Consider the following 14,441-nt stretch of genomic DNA (forward strand, 5'->3'; position numbering starts at 1 on the left):
ATGTAGAATATCGCTCTGGAAACTATGCATTCTCTCTAACAAAATCTGCCCAAACGTGTTGATATTGAGAAAAACGCTTCATAAACGTTTACAAAATGGTAACAGGCTGGTATACTTTATAGCGGTAGATAACAGGAATTGCAGAAGCTGAAAGGAGAATCGACCGTGAATACCGCTGTACCGTCCCATTTCCGCAAAAAACTGCTGAGCCTTGTGCTGACGTTGGTGGTAATGCTCACCTGCCTGCCTGCTGCTCTGGCAGTGGACCTGAATGTGGACGCGGGCTTCTATTTCAAGCAGAGCCGCGGCGGCACCTGCACGCTGGCATCCGCAGCCATGATGCTGCGCCGCCGGGCGTATCTTGATGGTCTGACGGATTGGACCGCTGTGACAGAAAACAGCGTACGCTCCACGGCATGGGCCAACGGTCTCTCTCACAGCTTTACATATAAGGAAATGCAGGTGGGCTACGGAACCCTGCCTTCCCGCAAACAGGAAAAGATTCAGACCCTCATTACCCTGCTGTCGCAGCATCCGGAGGGCATCGTGCTGTATGACCGCAGACAGCCCCATGCGCTGCTGCTGACCGATTACACCAATGGTACTTTCTACTGCTCCGACCCGGCAGGTAATATTTCTTCCGGCCGTATCCCGCTGGAAAATTCCAGTGTTTCGATCAGCGGCTCTTCCTGCTACTGGTACGTGGCATCCGATCACAACGCGGTTGCGTCCTCGCCGGACAGCCTGCGGCTGGAGGGTATGAGTTATCCCATCAACATCCATGCAGGCAAGGGCATGGCTATGACCGGTACCGCGAACGCTGCACTGGGCATGACGCTGACCGATGTTCAGGTGGCAGTGCTGGATGAAAATGACCAGACTGTGGTCACGGCGCAGGCATCGCCCAATGCGGCGGGCTTTTCCTTCAAGACGCTGGACAGCGAGATCCGTTTTGGCGAACTGCCTGCAGGCAGCTACACTTACATGGTGATCGTGACCGACTCCAATGGCGATAACCTTTGCTTCACCAGCGACTTTACGGTTTCGGATGGTTCTGCAAGCACCGGAACTTACTGGTCGGTAAAAGATACCGAGGGCGCCAAGCTGCTGGACAGCATTCAGGAGGTTCAGGATTCGTTTACCAGTGCAACCGAGTCCACGCTGGGCTGGCTTGAAAGCCTCTTCCACTAAAACGCAAAACAAAAAGATGACCCGGGGCCTGCCGCTCCGGGTCATCTTTTTTGGTGTTATGGGCTTATTTCAGCGTGCCGTCCAGCACCTGATTGTAATACCACGGTTTGGGGGCGTGGAAGGTCTTGCCGCTGAGGAAGGCAAAGTCCGGCTGGTTGAAGCGGGGCATAGTCAGTTCCCATGCGCACAGGGCCTGATACTTGAGTTTCAGCTCGCGGTTGGCGGTGTTGTTGCCGTATTTGCTGTCGCCCAGAATGGGACAGCCGATGCTGGCCATGTGGGCGCGGATCTGATGGGTGCGGCCGGTGATCAGCTGCACCTTCAGCAGGGCCAGACGGCCGGAGACGGCGATGGTCTCGTACCGGGTCTCCACGTCCCTGGCACCGGGCTGCTTGTCCTCCACGATCTTCACGATGCCGCGGTCGGCGTCCTTAAGCAGATAGCCGCCCAGAGTGGCATCCGGCGGGGTCGGACGGCCGAAGGTGACGCAGAGGTAGGTCTTTTTCACTTCGCGGTTCTTGATGGCTGCAAGGAACAGCTCTTCGGCCTCCGGGGTCTTGGCAACGATGACAAGGCCGCTGGTGCCGGTGTCCAGCCGGTGGCACAGCGCCGGGGTGTACAGGTCGTTCTCCTTGTACTCGCCCTGCTGGTTCAGGTAGAGCAGGGTGCGGTTCAGCAGCGTGTCGTCCTCCGGGCCGTCCACGGCAAGACCGGCGGGCTTGTTCACAATAACGATCTGCGGGCAGTCGTAGACCACCTGTGCCGGGCCGCGGGCGTTCTTCCACGCCGGGCCTTCCACACGGCGGTCCGCATCCAGAACTTCATCCAGAATGAACAGCTTGATCTCGTCACCGGCCATCACGCGGGTGGAAAGTGGCTGCTTTTTGCCGTTCAGCTTGATCTTGTTCTCCCGCAGGGCCTTGTTCAGGCGGCCGGGGGTCAGGGCGGGGTACTGCTGGGTCAGATAATTGTCCAGCCGGGTAGGGGCAAGACATTTTACTTTTAAAATCTTCACGGAATATTCCTCTCTATTATAAAATAAGAATGTGCTTTCAATATTTTTATTGTAGCGGAACAGGCACGCTGCGTCAAGCACAGCAGACTGAAAATTTTGTCCAAACCCGTTGACAAACGCCCGGCTCATGCTATAATTTAACTGTACGCGGAAAGAACTGTGTGCTTTCCGCATGTGCATGAATATTATGACAGATGGCAATGATGGGGTCAGAAATGTACACCGCCGCCCAGAGAGAGCGCTCCCAGCTGCAAGGCGCTCCGGCAGGTCTCGTTTCGTGCCGCCCCGGAGCTTCCGGCGACACAAGTCGGACGCAGCGCAGCGTTAACGCGCCGAAAGCGGCAGGGGACACATTTTATCCTTTGCAATTTGGGTGGTACCACGGAGCAGTTTACAGGCAGCCTCGTCCCTTTTGGGATGGGGCTGTTTTTTGTTTTCTGCGCCCACCCGCCCCGTCTGCCATAATCATAAATCTGACGTGCAAACGCCAAGGACAATCGAGGAGAGAAAACCTATGCAATGGACCGGTTTGAATGAACTGCGTGAAAAGTACCTGAGCTTCTTTGAGAGCAAGGGCCACCTGCGTCTGGACAGCTTCCCGCTGGTGCCCAAGAACGACCCCAGCCTGCTGCTCATCAACAGCGGCATGGCACCTATGAAAAAGTGGTTTCTGGCTCAGGAGGAGCCGCCCCGTCACCGCGTGACCACCTGCCAGAAGTGTATCCGCACCCCGGATATCGAGCGTGTTGGCATCACTGCCCGCCACGGCACCTTCTTTGAAATGCTGGGCAACTTCTCCTTCCAGGATTACTTCAAAGAGGAGGTCATTCCCTGGGCATGGGAGTTCCTGACTTCTGACGAGTGGATGGCCATTCCGAAGGACCGCCTGCACATCTCTGTGTACGAAGAGGACGACGAGGCTTACGATATCTGGACCAAGAAGGTGGGCATCGCCCCCGACCACATGGTGCGTCTGGGCAAGGAAGACAACTTCTGGGAGCATGGCTCCGGCCCGTGCGGCCCCTGCTCCGAGATCTACTTTGACCGCGGCCCTGAGTATGGCTGCGGCAAGCCGACCTGCGGCGTGGGCTGCGACTGCGACCGCTATATGGAGATCTGGAATCTGGTGTTCAGCCAGTTCGACGCCGACGGCAAGGGCCACTACGAGCGTCTGGCACGCCCCAACATCGATACCGGCATGGGTCTGGAGCGTCTGGCCTGCGTGATGCAGGGCGTGGGCAACCTGTTTGAGGTTGACACCGTGCAGAGCGTGCTGCACCATGTAGAGCACATTGCCAACAAGACCTACGGCGAGGACGACAAGACCGATATCTCCATCCGTGTCATCACCGACCACATCCGCAGCTGCACCTTCATGGTGTCCGATGGCATCCTGCCTTCCAACGAGGGCCGCGGCTATGTGCTGCGCCGCCTGCTGCGCCGTGCTGCCCGCCATGGCCGTATGCTGGGCATCACCCGCCCGTTCCTGGTGGAGCTGGTGGAGACTGTCATCCAGTCCAGCGAGAGCGCATACCCCGAGCTGCGCGAGCACGATGCTTATATCAAGAAGGTCATCGGCACCGAGGAGGCAAACTTTGCCCGCACCATTGATGCCGGTATGAACATCCTGAACAACATGATCGACGGTCTGGAAAAGGCACATGAGCATCTGCTGAAGGGCCTGGACGTGTTCAAGCTGAATGATACCTTCGGCTTCCCGCTGGATCTGACCAAGGAGATCGCTGCGGAGCAGGGCATTGAGGTCGACGAGGAAGGCTTCCACGCCGAAATGACCAAGCAGAAGGAGCGTGCCCGTGCGGAGCGCCTGAAGAAGAATATCTCCGGCTGGAGCGAGGATCTGTTCGGTGCGCTGAATGCAGAGCCCACCGTCTTTACTGGCTACGAGACCCTGAACGACACCGGTGTCGTGGTCGCCCTGAGCGACGAGGAGACCCTGACCGACGCCATTGCTACCGATGAGGAAGCAAAGGATGGCGTGCTGGTGGTTCTGGATAAGACTCCCTTCTACGCTGAGATGGGCGGTCAGGCTGCGGATCACGGCGTGCTGAACAGCGCTGACTGCAGCCTGCGCGTGCTGGATGTGAAGAAGACCCCCAAGGGCTACTACGTCCACACCTGCGTGCTGGAGAGCGGCATCGTGAAGGTGGGCGACCATCTGAACGCTCAGGTGGACAAGGAATACCGCATGGCCATTGCCCGCAACCACACCGCCACCCATCTGCTGCAGGCAGCGCTGCGTGAAGTGCTGGGCGACCATGTGCATCAGGCAGGCTCCTATCAGGATGCAGAGATCACGCACTTCGACTTTACCCACTTCAGCGCTGTCACTCCCGAGGAACTGGCCCGCGTGCAGAAGATCGTGAACGACAAGATCTACGAGTCCATGAATGTCACCGTCCGGGAAATGCCCATTGAGGAAGCCAAGAAGCTGGGTGCAATGGCTCTGTTCGGCGAAAAGTACGGCAAGGTCGTGCGTGTTGTGGACATCGAGGGCTGGTCTACTGAGTTCTGCGGCGGCACCCACGTGAAGAACACCGCCCAGATCGGCGGCTTCAAGATCGTGAGCGAGGCCTCCGTTGCTGCGGGCATCCGCCGCATCGAGGCTGTCACCGGCCGCAACCTGCTGATCCGTGCAAACCTGCAGGAGGCTATGCTGCATACCGTGGCAAACACCCTGAAGGCAAACAACGTGACCGCTCTGCCCGTCCGTGCCGAGGCCGTGATGGCTGAGAACAAGGCTCTGGCCAAGGAGCTGGAAGAGATCAAGGCACAGGTCGCCGCTTCCAAGGTGACCAGCCTGTTTGACAATGCCGAGGAGATCGGCGGCGTGAAGATCGCTTCTGCATACTTCACCGGCACCACCGGCGACACCCTGCGCGGCATGTGCGATACCATCCGCGACAAGGCTGTGAAGCCCGCTGTGGCGGTTCTGGTGGGCAAGGCTGAGGACAAGATCACTATGGCTGTCACTGTGAGCAAGCAGGCACAGGAAAAGGGCCTGAAGGCCGGTGCTCTGGTCAAGGAGATCGCTGCCATTGCTGGCGGCAAGGGCGGCGGCAAGCCGGACTTTGCAATGGCTGGCCTGAAGGACGAGACCAAGATCGATGAGGCTCTGGCGGCTGTCAGCACCATCGTCAAGAAGGCTCTGGGCGAATAAGAAAACGGGCCCGCCCTTAGGCCCGGCTCTCCCTTTGGGAAAGCTGGACGCAAAGCGGCCTGAGAGGGCGGAGACGTTTATAAAATATCAGGAAGGAGTTGTTCCCCATGGAAGATTGTCTGTTTTGCATGATCGCGGAGGGCAAGATCCCCTCCAAGAAGCTGTACGAGGACGAGCAGGTGGTGGCGTTCTACGACATCAACCCGCAGGCCAAGGTGCACTTTCTGGTGGTGCCCAAAAAGCACATCACCTCTGCTGCTGCGCTGACCGAAGAGGACGGCGCACTGCTGGGCCATATCTTTGCAGTGATCGCAAAGCTGGCTGCGGAGCAGGGTCTGGAAAACGGTTACCGCGTCATTTCCAATGTTGGCGAGGACGCAGGCCAGACCGTGAAGCATCTGCATTTCCATGTTCTGGGCGGCGAAAAGCTGCCCGTCTGATTCCAAAAAAGGGAGAGCGTTGAATTATGGCTGAGACTTATACCCTGCATGTTGCAGGCCTGACCCGTGAGCTGACCATCTGCAAGGTGAATGACCACATGGACATTGCGGCTTTTATCATGCTGGGTGACGCCGAGCTGACCGTGGCTGCTGCCACCGAGCTGCTGAAAAAGTGCCCGGACTTTGATATCCTGCTGACCGCTGAGGCCAAGGGCATCCCTCTGGCCCACGAGATGAGCCGCCAGAGCGGCAAGCCCTACGTCTGCGCACGCAAGGGCGAAAAGCTGTATATGACCGACCCCGTGGTGGTGGAGGATCAGTCCATCACCACTGCCGGCAAGCAGAAGCTGGTCATCGACCGCAAGGAGCTGGATAAGATGAGCGGCAAGCGCGTTCTGGTGGTGGATGATGTCATCTCCACCGGCGGCTCCCTCAAGGCTCTGGATGCGCTGGCTGAGCAGACCCAGTGCACCATTGTGGGCCAGGCCGCTGTTCTGGCCGAGGGCGATGCAGCTGAGCGCAAGGATATCATCTTCCTGGAGCCGCTGCCCCTGTTCTTCCACTAAGCTGCCATGCGACGCCCGCTCTGCGTTTTCTGCGCTGGAATGCTGGGTGTTGAGTTCGTGTGTGCTTTTTTGCCGCAAACGGAGCTTTTTGTGCCGTTTGCGGCATTTTTTGTTGCCGTTTGTCTGGTGCTGTGCATCTTTGATGCTGCCCGCAAAGCGGCGCTCTGCATCCTGCTGGGTGCTGCGGTGGGTATGGCATCGGTGCTGTACACGGCAAACCGGCTGGAGCGCATCCGCGTGCAATATACCGCCCGCCCGCTGGTGCTGACGGCAGAGGTGGAAAGCGTTTCGGACTCTTACTATCCCGGCGTTGTGGACGCAGTCTTGCGGGTGGAGAAGATCAATGGTGCAAAGACCTCCTTCCGGGTGGAATGCGAGACCTTGCCGGAATGTGAGGCGGGGCAGCGGGTGCAGGGCAGATTTGTGTTGTCCGTTCCGGTACAGCAGAGCCGGGTCGGCCTGTATGCGGACGGCATTGTGCTGCTGGCAGAACCGGACGAGGAGAAACCGGATTTCAAACAGCTGGGGCAGAGCAGCAGCTTCCGTGCCCGCACCCACCGGCTGCAGCAAAGGCTCAGCGCAGCCCTGCGCCGCCGCATGGATGGCAAGACCGGCGGCGTGCTGGCGGCCATGACGGTGGGCGACCGGGCACACCTTTCCCCGGCGCTGCGCAGCGCCTACCGGGGCGCGGGCCTTGCCCATGTGCTGGTGGTGAGCGGAATGCATGTATCTATCCTGTGCGGCGAGGTGTTCCGCTTGGATGCACGCAGGAAGAAAGAACGCTGCTATGCGGTGCTGCGCCTGAGAGCAGTGTGGAAGGCGCTGCTTGCGTTGCTGCTGGTGGGCGTGACCGGCTTTACGCCCTCGGTGCTTCGTGCAGCGGCAGCGGTGTGGGTCAGTGCGCTGGGGGTGTGGCTGTACGCCCCGCCGGATACCCTTACCTCTCTGGCGGTGGCCGGCATCGCAATGACAGCAGGCAGCAGCTATGCCGTGTGTGATATCGGCTTTGAGCTTTCCTTTGCGGCGGTGCTGGGCACGGTGGCGGGCGGTGCGTGTATCCGCCGCATTCGGATGTGGTACAGCATCCGTTTCCGGAGTAAAGCAAGCGCTCCGGTGAAGCGCCCATGGTATTTCAAACTGCCGGAGCGCCTTTGGGGCCTTGCAGAAAGCGTCTGCATTTCAGTCTGTGCGTCTGCGGCGACCTTTCCGGTGCTGGTGCTGCGTGGGCTGAGCGTCAGCATCTGGGCAGTGGTCTCCAGCGTGGCGGTCCTCTGGCTCATCCAGCCCATGATGCTGCTGGGTCTCGGTACGGCGTTCACCGGGCTTGTGCCCGCTCTTGCGCCGCTGCACGGTGTGCTCTCCGTACTGTCTGCAGCCTTGACCGGCCTGCTCGACCGCTGGGCCGTCTGGATAGCGGCAAAACCGGGTGCGGGGCTCTACTTTGATACGGCCTATGCGGCCATTGTCTGTCTGGTGCTCATCCTGCTGTGCTGGCTGGCCTTCCGCTGGCGTCTGCGTCTGCGGGTGGCCGTGCCCTGCATTGTGCTGACAGCGGCGGTTTCCGTTGGGCTGGGCAATGCCCTCAGCCGGGATGTGGTGCATATCGACCTTGTGGGCAGCGCCAACGCGCCGGCAGTGGTGGTCACCCAGAACGATACCGCTGTGGTACTGTTCCGGGGCGGGAATTCGGTCCGGAATGCAGTGGAAGAACAGCTGGCCCGGCGGGGCGCGGCGAAAATTGAACTGCTGGTGGATCTGCGCACAAAACCGGAAACGCCCTGTGCGCTGGAAGCGGAACAGAGCGTTTTGGCAGAAGAACTGTCTGTGAACACCGCGCAAAAGCAGAAGTGCACACCCGCACTCGTGGAAGTCCTGCGCACCCGGAACGGCTGCCTTGTGCGGCTGACCATCGGCAACCGGCAGTTCGTGACCCTGAGCGGCAGGGTGGAGCTGGCGCAGCCGGTCTCGGCCCGGTGGCTTCTGGCATCTCCTGCAAGGCCGGAGGCGGTACAGTATAAAGAGGTTCTGGCTCTGCGGCGGTATGATTGGATGCCCGGCGGAGCAGTGCAGTCCTCGTCCCTCAGCCTGCGGCGGTATGGCGGGCTTAGAGCGGAGTGATGCTTTGCAATCCGGGCAGAGTGTGGTACAATAGAACAACATGAGGGAAAAGGGGGTGCCTGCATGGCCACCGAAACCAGGCTCCGGCAGCTGGCAGACAAGGGCTGCCCGGTCTACTATTTTTATTCCAGTGAACGGTATCTGGTGCGGCAGGCCGTGGCAGCGGCCACCCGCATCCTGACCGCAGACAGCGACGAGGACGCCACCATTCTGGATGGCGGTGCGCCGGAATGAACAGCTCATCATGGCAGCGGGCACCATTTCTTTTTTTGGGACCCGGCGTGTGGTGGTGCTGCCGGAGCTGGAACCCGGCAGCTATGGGGATAAGGATCTGGAAGAGCTCAGCAGCACGCTTGCCAGTCTGGAAAATGCCGTGGTGGTGCTGGGAAGCGTGTTTGAGCTGGAGCGCAGTAAGCTCAGGCTGAACAAAAAAGCGCAGAAGCTCATCGCGCAGTGCAAAAGCATCGGCTACACCGAAGAATTGGCTAAGCCGAAGCCCTTTGAGCTGAAAATGATGATGATCGACCGCGCCAAAGAACAGGGCACCAGCCTGCCGGACGGCGCAGCGGCGGCGCTGCTGGAACGCTGCGGCGAGGACCCTTTCCTGCTGGAAAATGAGGTGGACAAGCTCTGTGCATTGTCCGGGTACCAGACGGTCACGGCAGCGATGGTGGCCGAGATGGGCACCGTGAGTCTGGAAGCGGATGTGTTTGAAATGATCCGCATGATCACGGCCAAAAACGCCACAGGTGCCTGCAAAAAGCTGCAGACTTTGCTGCGCCTGCAGCAGGAGCCCATTGCCATCACGGCGGCACTGATCGGCAGTTATGTGGACCTGTACCGTGTCAAGCTGGGCGCGGCAAAGCGCAAGCCTTACGGCACCGTGTTCAAGGATTTCGGCTACAAGGGCAGTGACTACCGGCTCAAGCGTTCGGCCGAGACGGCCTCGCACTACACGCTGGGCCAGATCGAAAACTGTATGCAGGTGCTTCTGGAACTGGACCAGAGCCTGAAAAGCCAGCCCACCGATGACCAGATCCTGCTGGAAACAGCGCTGTGCCGGTTGGCAATGGCGGGGAGCGGACGATGAAGGAAAACGAAATGATCCATACCAGCCGGGTGCTCATTGTGGAAGGCAAATACGATGCGGCCCGGCTTTCCCATCTGACCGATGCCATGATCCTGCTGACCGACGGCTTTGGCATTTACAGCGACAAAAAGCGCCAGCAGCTGTTCAAAGCGCTGGCGCAGAAAAACGGCCTGATCCTGCTGACGGATTCGGACGCGGCAGGCTTCCGCATCCGCACCTACATCACCAATCTGGTGGGAGAAAAGAATGTGGTGCAGGCTTATGTGCCCGCGATCCACGGCAAGGAAAAGCGCAAGGAACAGCCCGGCAAGGAGGGCCTGCTGGGGGTCGAGGGCGTGGACGACGCCATCGTTCTGCAGGCGCTGCGGGATGCCCTTGGCGCAGAAGCGGGTGCCGCAGCAGCCCGTCCGGAAGGACGGCAGATGACCTATACCGATCTCTATGAGTGGGGGCTCTCCGGCAGGCCGGGCAGTGCCGAACGCAAGGCAAAGCTGCTGAACGCGCTGGGTCTGCCGCCGCGTCTTTCCAAAAAGGAACTGGTGGAGGCACTGAACCGACTGTATACGTTTGAACAATTGGACGAGATGCAGTTGAAAATTTTGGATAGTTGACTGCATGGCGCAGGGGAGAGCACGCCGCTCACCTCTGCGCTGTTTTTGTGTCCGGGGCGTTCCAGCGCTGACGCAGAAGCTCCAATGCATGGGTCTCAAGGCGGGAGACATAGCTCCGGCTGATGTTCAGAAGCCCGGCCACCTCCAGCTGGGTCAGCGGCGGCTGGCCGGCAAGGCCATACCGCAGCAGGATGATCTGCCGTTCCCGGGCGGGCAGGCCGTCCAGAAGCAGTCTGGCCCGGCGGATCTCGGCCTGCTTTTCGCAGGTTTCCTCCATGCAGAAGCTGTCCTGCAGAACATCGGCCAGAGTCAAAGAGGAAGCCTCATCAGATTCCAGCGTTTCCTGCAGAGAGACAGTGCCGCCGGTCTTGCGCTCCCGCCGGAACTGCATCCGGAGCTCGTTTTCAATGCACCGGCTGGCGTAGGTAGAAAACCGTGTCCGGCGGGCAGAGTCGAAGGTGTCCACCGCTTTCATCAGGCCGATGGTTCCGATGGAAACAAGGTCGTCCTGATCGCCGGGCAGGGCGTAGTATTTTTTTACGATGTGTGCCACCAGACGCAGATTGTGCCGGATCGAGCTTTTCCCGCGCGGCAGGGTCACCGGCACGCAGTGCGGCAAAGGCTTCGGCTTCCTCCCGGGCAGAGAGGGGCCGCGGAAAGCTGCCGCTTTCCAGATGAAGCGCCAGAACCAGAAATTTTGTGGCAAAAAATTGCAGAAGAGATAAAAACATGCCGACCCCTCCCCAAAGCATCATAAACGGTTTACTGCAATTTATGAAGGAGGGCTTGCCCTTTTTCCGGACTCCGGGGCGAACAGTTCTGCCTCATTGTCCACAAAATACTGATAGGCGTCCTTGTCTGCAATCAGGTAGACAGGATTCTGCAAAATCGACTTGATGGAAAACCGGGTGAACGAACGCCCGGTCTTTGCCAGCTCGTGCATATTGTCCCGGATGCGCTCCGCAATGGTCTCACGTTCCAGCTGACTGAACACCGACGCGATGTACATCATCGCGCGGCCCATGGGGCTGGACGTGTCAAAACTTTCGCGGATGGACACAAAGTCGATGCCCAGCCGTCCCAGTTCTTCAATCAGGCTGGAAAAGTCGCTGATGTTGCGGCTGATGCGGTCCAGACGGTAGACCACAATGGCCTTGAATTTCCGGTCCTTGGCCGCAGTCATCATCTTTTTGAAATCCGGGCGGTTCAGGTTGCCGCCGGAAAAAGCCCTCGTCCTCAAAGACAACGGCATGTTCCGCGGCGGCATCGCCGTAGTGAGTGCGGATATATTCGCGGCAGAGGTCGATCTGATTTCCGATACTTTCGCCCTTGCCGGTGTAGCGGGATTTGCGGGAATAGATGGCAATGGTGTCGGCAGTTTTGGCCATGAGATACTCCTTTCCTGTTGCCCGGTGGCCGTAGATGCGGCTATTGTAGCATGGCAGGCCATCTTTGTAAAGAAAAATAACGATAGTCATACATATTTCATCATACTACGAACGGAGGTGTCAAGGATGTGACAAGGCAGAACAAGCGAGGAAGTCAGGATGTTTGACTATTTCTATGGGCAGTCGGGCGAGATGTTCTCGTATTTCCGGGTGCCCAAAATTTTATTCCGGGACATAAAATTCAAGGACCTGTCCACCGATGCCAAAACGCTGTACGGCATCCTGCTGGACCGCATGGGGCTGTCGGTGAAAAACGGATGGCTGGATGAGCAGGGAAGGGTGTATATCATTTTTCCTGTGCAGGAAGTGATGGATGCACTGGGCTGCGCAGACAACAAGGCTACCAAACTGTTCCGGGAATTGGAAAAGTTTGGACTGATTGAGCGCAAACGGCGCGGGCTGGGAAAACCCAATCTGATTTACGTCAAAAACTTTGCAGACCCGCGTTTCCGGAATCGTGAAAAGAACGGTTCCGGTGCCGCGGATTCAGCGCAGCCGGAGACGGCAAAATCACGAGGAAATAAGATTGAGTGGAATAAAACCGAGGGGAGTGAACCTGATCCTTTCTCTTCCGACGCGGAGGACGAACCGGATGAGCGCACACGGCTGGAAGCGTATTTTATGCAATCGTTGGAGGTGGACTTGCTGCTCCGGGTCTGCCCGGATGAGGAGGATACCATCCATCAAATCGTGAATCTTCTGGTGGACACCTGCTCTTCGAAACGCAGAATGCTGCGGGTGGCAGGGGATGACAAGCCCGCGGAGGTCGTGCGCAGCCGATTCGTGAAGCTGAATGGTTATTCTTCCGTTTTCGCTGCTTACGGCTTTCTTTGCGCTGATGCTGAAATTGACATTGAATCTGTCGGCATTTGTGCTTGCGCTGCCGATGCTGTATATTTTTGGCTGCGGACTTTATACTCTTTATTGTAGGGAATGGACACAGTTCCTGATCCTTTTTGTGGCAGAGTTCGGGTGCTTTTTGCTCATCGTGGCAGGAACGGCGCTTGTGGAAGCCGTCGAGCGATTCAGCAAATGGCTTACGGAACTGTAATGGAGGAAACGATGAATAAAGGTAAAATGCTGGATTATTTCAATGACCGTGAGGCAACGCTTTTTCGGGATGAATTGGGAAGCAATGCATGGTATCACGAACTCCTGCGGAAAAAACTAGCAGCGGAAGACGCACACCGGAAAATGGTGGGCGAAGCAGCATGGAAGCAGTATCTTCAGTTGGATGAGATCTGCAATGAGCTGGAAAGCGTACGATATCAGGCAATGTATCTGGCCGGGGCCGCTGATTTTGAAAAGTTGTTCCGTCAATCCTGATGGATAATGTGCCGCCTTCGGGCGGCTTTTTCTTTATGGGGGTGGTTTGAGGTGGCAGCAACACGGCTGATTGCGCTGCATAAAAACAAGGGAAAGTCTGTTGCGGCTTGCTTGAAAAGCCGCACCGACTATGCACAAAACCCGGATAAAACGGAGCAGGGGCAGCTTGTAAGCAGCTATAAATGCAGCCCCTTGACTGTAGATGAAGAATTTATGCTGTCCAAGCGGCAGTACGAACTTGTTACAGGGCGCAGACAGAAAAATGACGTGATTGCATATCAGATTCGGCAGTCCTTCAAACCCGGAGAAATCACCGCTGAAGAAGCCAACAAAGTAGGTTATGAGTTGGCGATGCGCTTTACAAAAGGCAAGTATGCTTTTCTGGTTGCTACGCACACCGACCGGGAGCATATTCACAATCACATTATCTATAACTCTACGGCTCTGGACTGCAGCCGTAAATTCCGGGACTTTTTGCTGTCGGGGTTGGCTGTGCAGCGGCTGAGCGACCTGATTTGCCTGGAACACAGCCTGTCTGTGATTGAAATAAAGCCCTACCGGGAGCGGCAGAAGCGTGTACTTTACCCGCCAAAAGAAAGCAACCGCGATCAATTGTGCGGTGTGATTGACAGCATCCTTGCGGACAAGCCGGGCAGTTACGAAGAATTTTTGAAAAAACTGGAACAGCAGGGATATGAGGTCAAGCGCGGAAAATTCACATCGGTGAAAGGTGTACGGCAAAAACGATTCATCCGGTTTCGGACTTTGGGGGCGGGATACAGTGAGGAAGAATTAAAAGCGGTCCTCGCCGGAGAAGCAGAGCATTGCCCGAGGAAAAAACATCTGGTGCAGGAACAGAAATTTCAGATGTTGGTGGATATTCAGGCAAAATTGGCTGAAGGAAAGGGAGACGGCTATGCGCGTTGGGCGAAGCGGTACAACCTGAAGGAGATGTCCAAGACGCTGATTTTTCTGCAGGAAAACAAAATCGGGAGCATGGATGAAATGGAAGAACAGGTGCGTGCTGCAACGATGCGCTATCACGAACTGGGCGACTCCATCAAAGCTGCGGAAGCGCGGATGGCAGAAATTGCGGTAATGAAAACGCACATTATCAACTATGCCAAAACAAGGTCCATCTATGAGGCCTATCGAAAAGCAGGATACAGCAAGCGATTCTTGGAAGCAAATCGGGAGAGCATTGCGTTGCACAAGGCGGCCAAAGCGGCTTTCGATGAGGCTGGGCTGAAAAAACTTCCGAAGATAAAAGAACTGAGCATCGAATATGTTGAGCTTCTGAAAAAGAAAAAAGCAGAATATCCGAGCTATCGGAAAGCACGAGAGAGGATGCAGGAGCTGATGAAGGCACAGAAAAACGTAGAAATGTTTTTTGCAGACAACAGGAGCGAACAGGAACAGCAGCAGACCCGATAAAACGAAAGTCACCGAGGATTCGAT

General features: G+C 57.3%; 14 protein-coding genes. 11 read left to right on the plus strand and 3 right to left on the minus strand.

All coding sequences use genetic code 11. The annotated features are described in order from the left end of the window. The first annotated feature begins 165 nt into the window (after positions 1–165). The gene (locus ACKXF7_RS08175) at positions 166–1,191 is read left to right on the plus strand and encodes a hypothetical protein (RefSeq protein ID WP_423741032.1); all 1,026 of its coding nucleotides are present in this window, start codon (positions 166–168) and stop codon (positions 1,189–1,191) included. A 64-nt stretch (positions 1,192–1,255) separates the two neighbouring features. Here the strand turns inward: ACKXF7_RS08175 and ACKXF7_RS08180 are convergent, their stop codons facing one another. Further along, on the minus strand, positions 1,256–2,206 hold the full coding sequence (locus ACKXF7_RS08180; RefSeq protein ID WP_339395894.1) for an RluA family pseudouridine synthase: 951 nt from the start codon (positions 2,204–2,206) through the stop codon (positions 1,256–1,258). A gap of 514 nt (positions 2,207–2,720) precedes the next feature. Between ACKXF7_RS08180 and alaS the strand changes: the two genes are divergently transcribed. The 7 genes from alaS to ACKXF7_RS08215 all read left to right on the plus strand — a co-directional run bounded on the left by alaS (position 2,721) and on the right by ACKXF7_RS08215 (position 10,209). Then, complete coding sequence (gene alaS / locus ACKXF7_RS08185; protein WP_423741033.1) at positions 2,721–5,384, plus strand: alanine--tRNA ligase; 2,664 nt, start codon at positions 2,721–2,723, stop codon at positions 5,382–5,384. Between the two features lie 107 nt (positions 5,385–5,491). After that, the gene (locus tag ACKXF7_RS08190) at positions 5,492–5,824 is read left to right on the plus strand and encodes a histidine triad nucleotide-binding protein (RefSeq protein WP_249237126.1); all 333 of its coding nucleotides are present in this window, start codon (positions 5,492–5,494) and stop codon (positions 5,822–5,824) included. Between the two features lie 26 nt (positions 5,825–5,850). Next, on the plus strand, positions 5,851–6,390 hold the full coding sequence (locus tag ACKXF7_RS08195) for a phosphoribosyltransferase family protein (protein ID WP_339395898.1): 540 nt from the start codon (positions 5,851–5,853) through the stop codon (positions 6,388–6,390). A 90-nt stretch (positions 6,391–6,480) separates the two neighbouring features. Continuing rightward, positions 6,481–8,508, plus strand: a complete 2,028-nt coding sequence (locus ACKXF7_RS08200; protein WP_423741034.1) for a ComEC/Rec2 family competence protein — start codon at positions 6,481–6,483, stop codon at positions 8,506–8,508. A gap of 63 nt (positions 8,509–8,571) precedes the next feature. Then, positions 8,572–8,742: a hypothetical protein gene (locus ACKXF7_RS08205; protein WP_423741035.1), complete on the plus strand. Its 171-nt coding sequence runs from the start codon at positions 8,572–8,574 to the stop codon at positions 8,740–8,742. Continuing rightward, the gene (holA, locus tag ACKXF7_RS08210) at positions 8,723–9,598 is read left to right on the plus strand and encodes a DNA polymerase III subunit delta (protein WP_423741036.1); all 876 of its coding nucleotides are present in this window, start codon (positions 8,723–8,725) and stop codon (positions 9,596–9,598) included. Before ACKXF7_RS08205 ends, holA begins: the two co-directional genes overlap by 20 nt. Then, entirely contained in the window at positions 9,595–10,209 is a 615-nt protein-coding gene (locus ACKXF7_RS08215) for a toprim domain-containing protein (protein ID WP_423741037.1), read from the plus strand. The genes holA and ACKXF7_RS08215 overlap by 4 nt, the downstream gene beginning before the upstream one ends. Positions 10,210–10,237: 28 nt before the next feature. Here ACKXF7_RS08215 and ACKXF7_RS08220 read toward each other — a convergent pair whose 3' ends face one another. Together ACKXF7_RS08220 and ACKXF7_RS08225 are read right to left on the minus strand one after the other, a co-directional pair. Further along, positions 10,238–10,828, minus strand: coding sequence for a sigma-70 family RNA polymerase sigma factor (locus ACKXF7_RS08220; protein ID WP_423741038.1), 591 nt, complete (start codon positions 10,826–10,828; stop codon positions 10,238–10,240). Positions 10,829–10,981: 153 nt separating this feature from the next. Beyond that, positions 10,982–11,659: a recombinase family protein gene (locus tag ACKXF7_RS08225; protein ID WP_423741039.1), complete on the minus strand. Its 678-nt coding sequence runs from the start codon at positions 11,657–11,659 to the stop codon at positions 10,982–10,984. A gap of 97 nt (positions 11,660–11,756) precedes the next feature. On the opposite strand from ACKXF7_RS08225, the gene ACKXF7_RS08230 reads away from it, so the two are divergent. The 3 genes from ACKXF7_RS08230 to ACKXF7_RS08240 all read left to right on the plus strand — a co-directional run bounded on the left by ACKXF7_RS08230 (position 11,757) and on the right by ACKXF7_RS08240 (position 14,417). Next, entirely contained in the window at positions 11,757–12,587 is an 831-nt protein-coding gene (locus ACKXF7_RS08230) for a replication initiator protein A (RefSeq protein WP_423741040.1), read from the plus strand. Between the two features lie 102 nt (positions 12,588–12,689). Beyond that, a complete protein-coding gene (locus ACKXF7_RS08235; RefSeq protein ID WP_423741041.1) occupies positions 12,690–12,983 on the plus strand; it encodes a hypothetical protein in 294 nt (97 codons plus the stop codon). A 51-nt stretch (positions 12,984–13,034) separates the two neighbouring features. Then, positions 13,035–14,417, plus strand: a complete 1,383-nt coding sequence (locus tag ACKXF7_RS08240) for a relaxase/mobilization nuclease domain-containing protein (RefSeq protein ID WP_423741042.1) — start codon at positions 13,035–13,037, stop codon at positions 14,415–14,417. The last annotated feature ends 24 nt before the right edge of the window (positions 14,418–14,441 follow it).

Source organism: Faecalibacterium sp. 7 (genome assembly GCF_049562865.1).
Lineage (GTDB): Bacteria > Bacillota > Clostridia > Oscillospirales > Ruminococcaceae > Faecalibacterium > Faecalibacterium wellingii.

Excerpts from the sequence above, each read along its gene's own strand:
- holA (WP_423741036.1), top strand. The coding sequence starts at position 8,723 with ATGGCGGTGCGCCGGAATGAACAGCTCATCATGGCAGCGGGCACCATT.
- ACKXF7_RS08225 (WP_423741039.1), bottom strand. The coding sequence starts at position 11,659 with ATGGCCTGCCATGCTACAATAGCCGCATCTACGGCCACCGGGCAACAG.
- ACKXF7_RS08190 (WP_249237126.1), top strand. The coding sequence starts at position 5,492 with ATGGAAGATTGTCTGTTTTGCATGATCGCGGAGGGCAAGATCCCCTCC.
- alaS (WP_423741033.1), top strand. The coding sequence starts at position 2,721 with ATGCAATGGACCGGTTTGAATGAACTGCGTGAAAAGTACCTGAGCTTC.
- ACKXF7_RS08230 (WP_423741040.1), top strand. The coding sequence starts at position 11,757 with ATGTTTGACTATTTCTATGGGCAGTCGGGCGAGATGTTCTCGTATTTC.
- ACKXF7_RS08215 (WP_423741037.1), top strand. The coding sequence starts at position 9,595 with ATGAAGGAAAACGAAATGATCCATACCAGCCGGGTGCTCATTGTGGAA.
- ACKXF7_RS08205 (WP_423741035.1), top strand. The coding sequence starts at position 8,572 with ATGGCCACCGAAACCAGGCTCCGGCAGCTGGCAGACAAGGGCTGCCCG.
- ACKXF7_RS08235 (WP_423741041.1), top strand. The coding sequence starts at position 12,690 with ATGGCTTACGGAACTGTAATGGAGGAAACGATGAATAAAGGTAAAATG.
- ACKXF7_RS08195 (WP_339395898.1), top strand. The coding sequence starts at position 5,851 with ATGGCTGAGACTTATACCCTGCATGTTGCAGGCCTGACCCGTGAGCTG.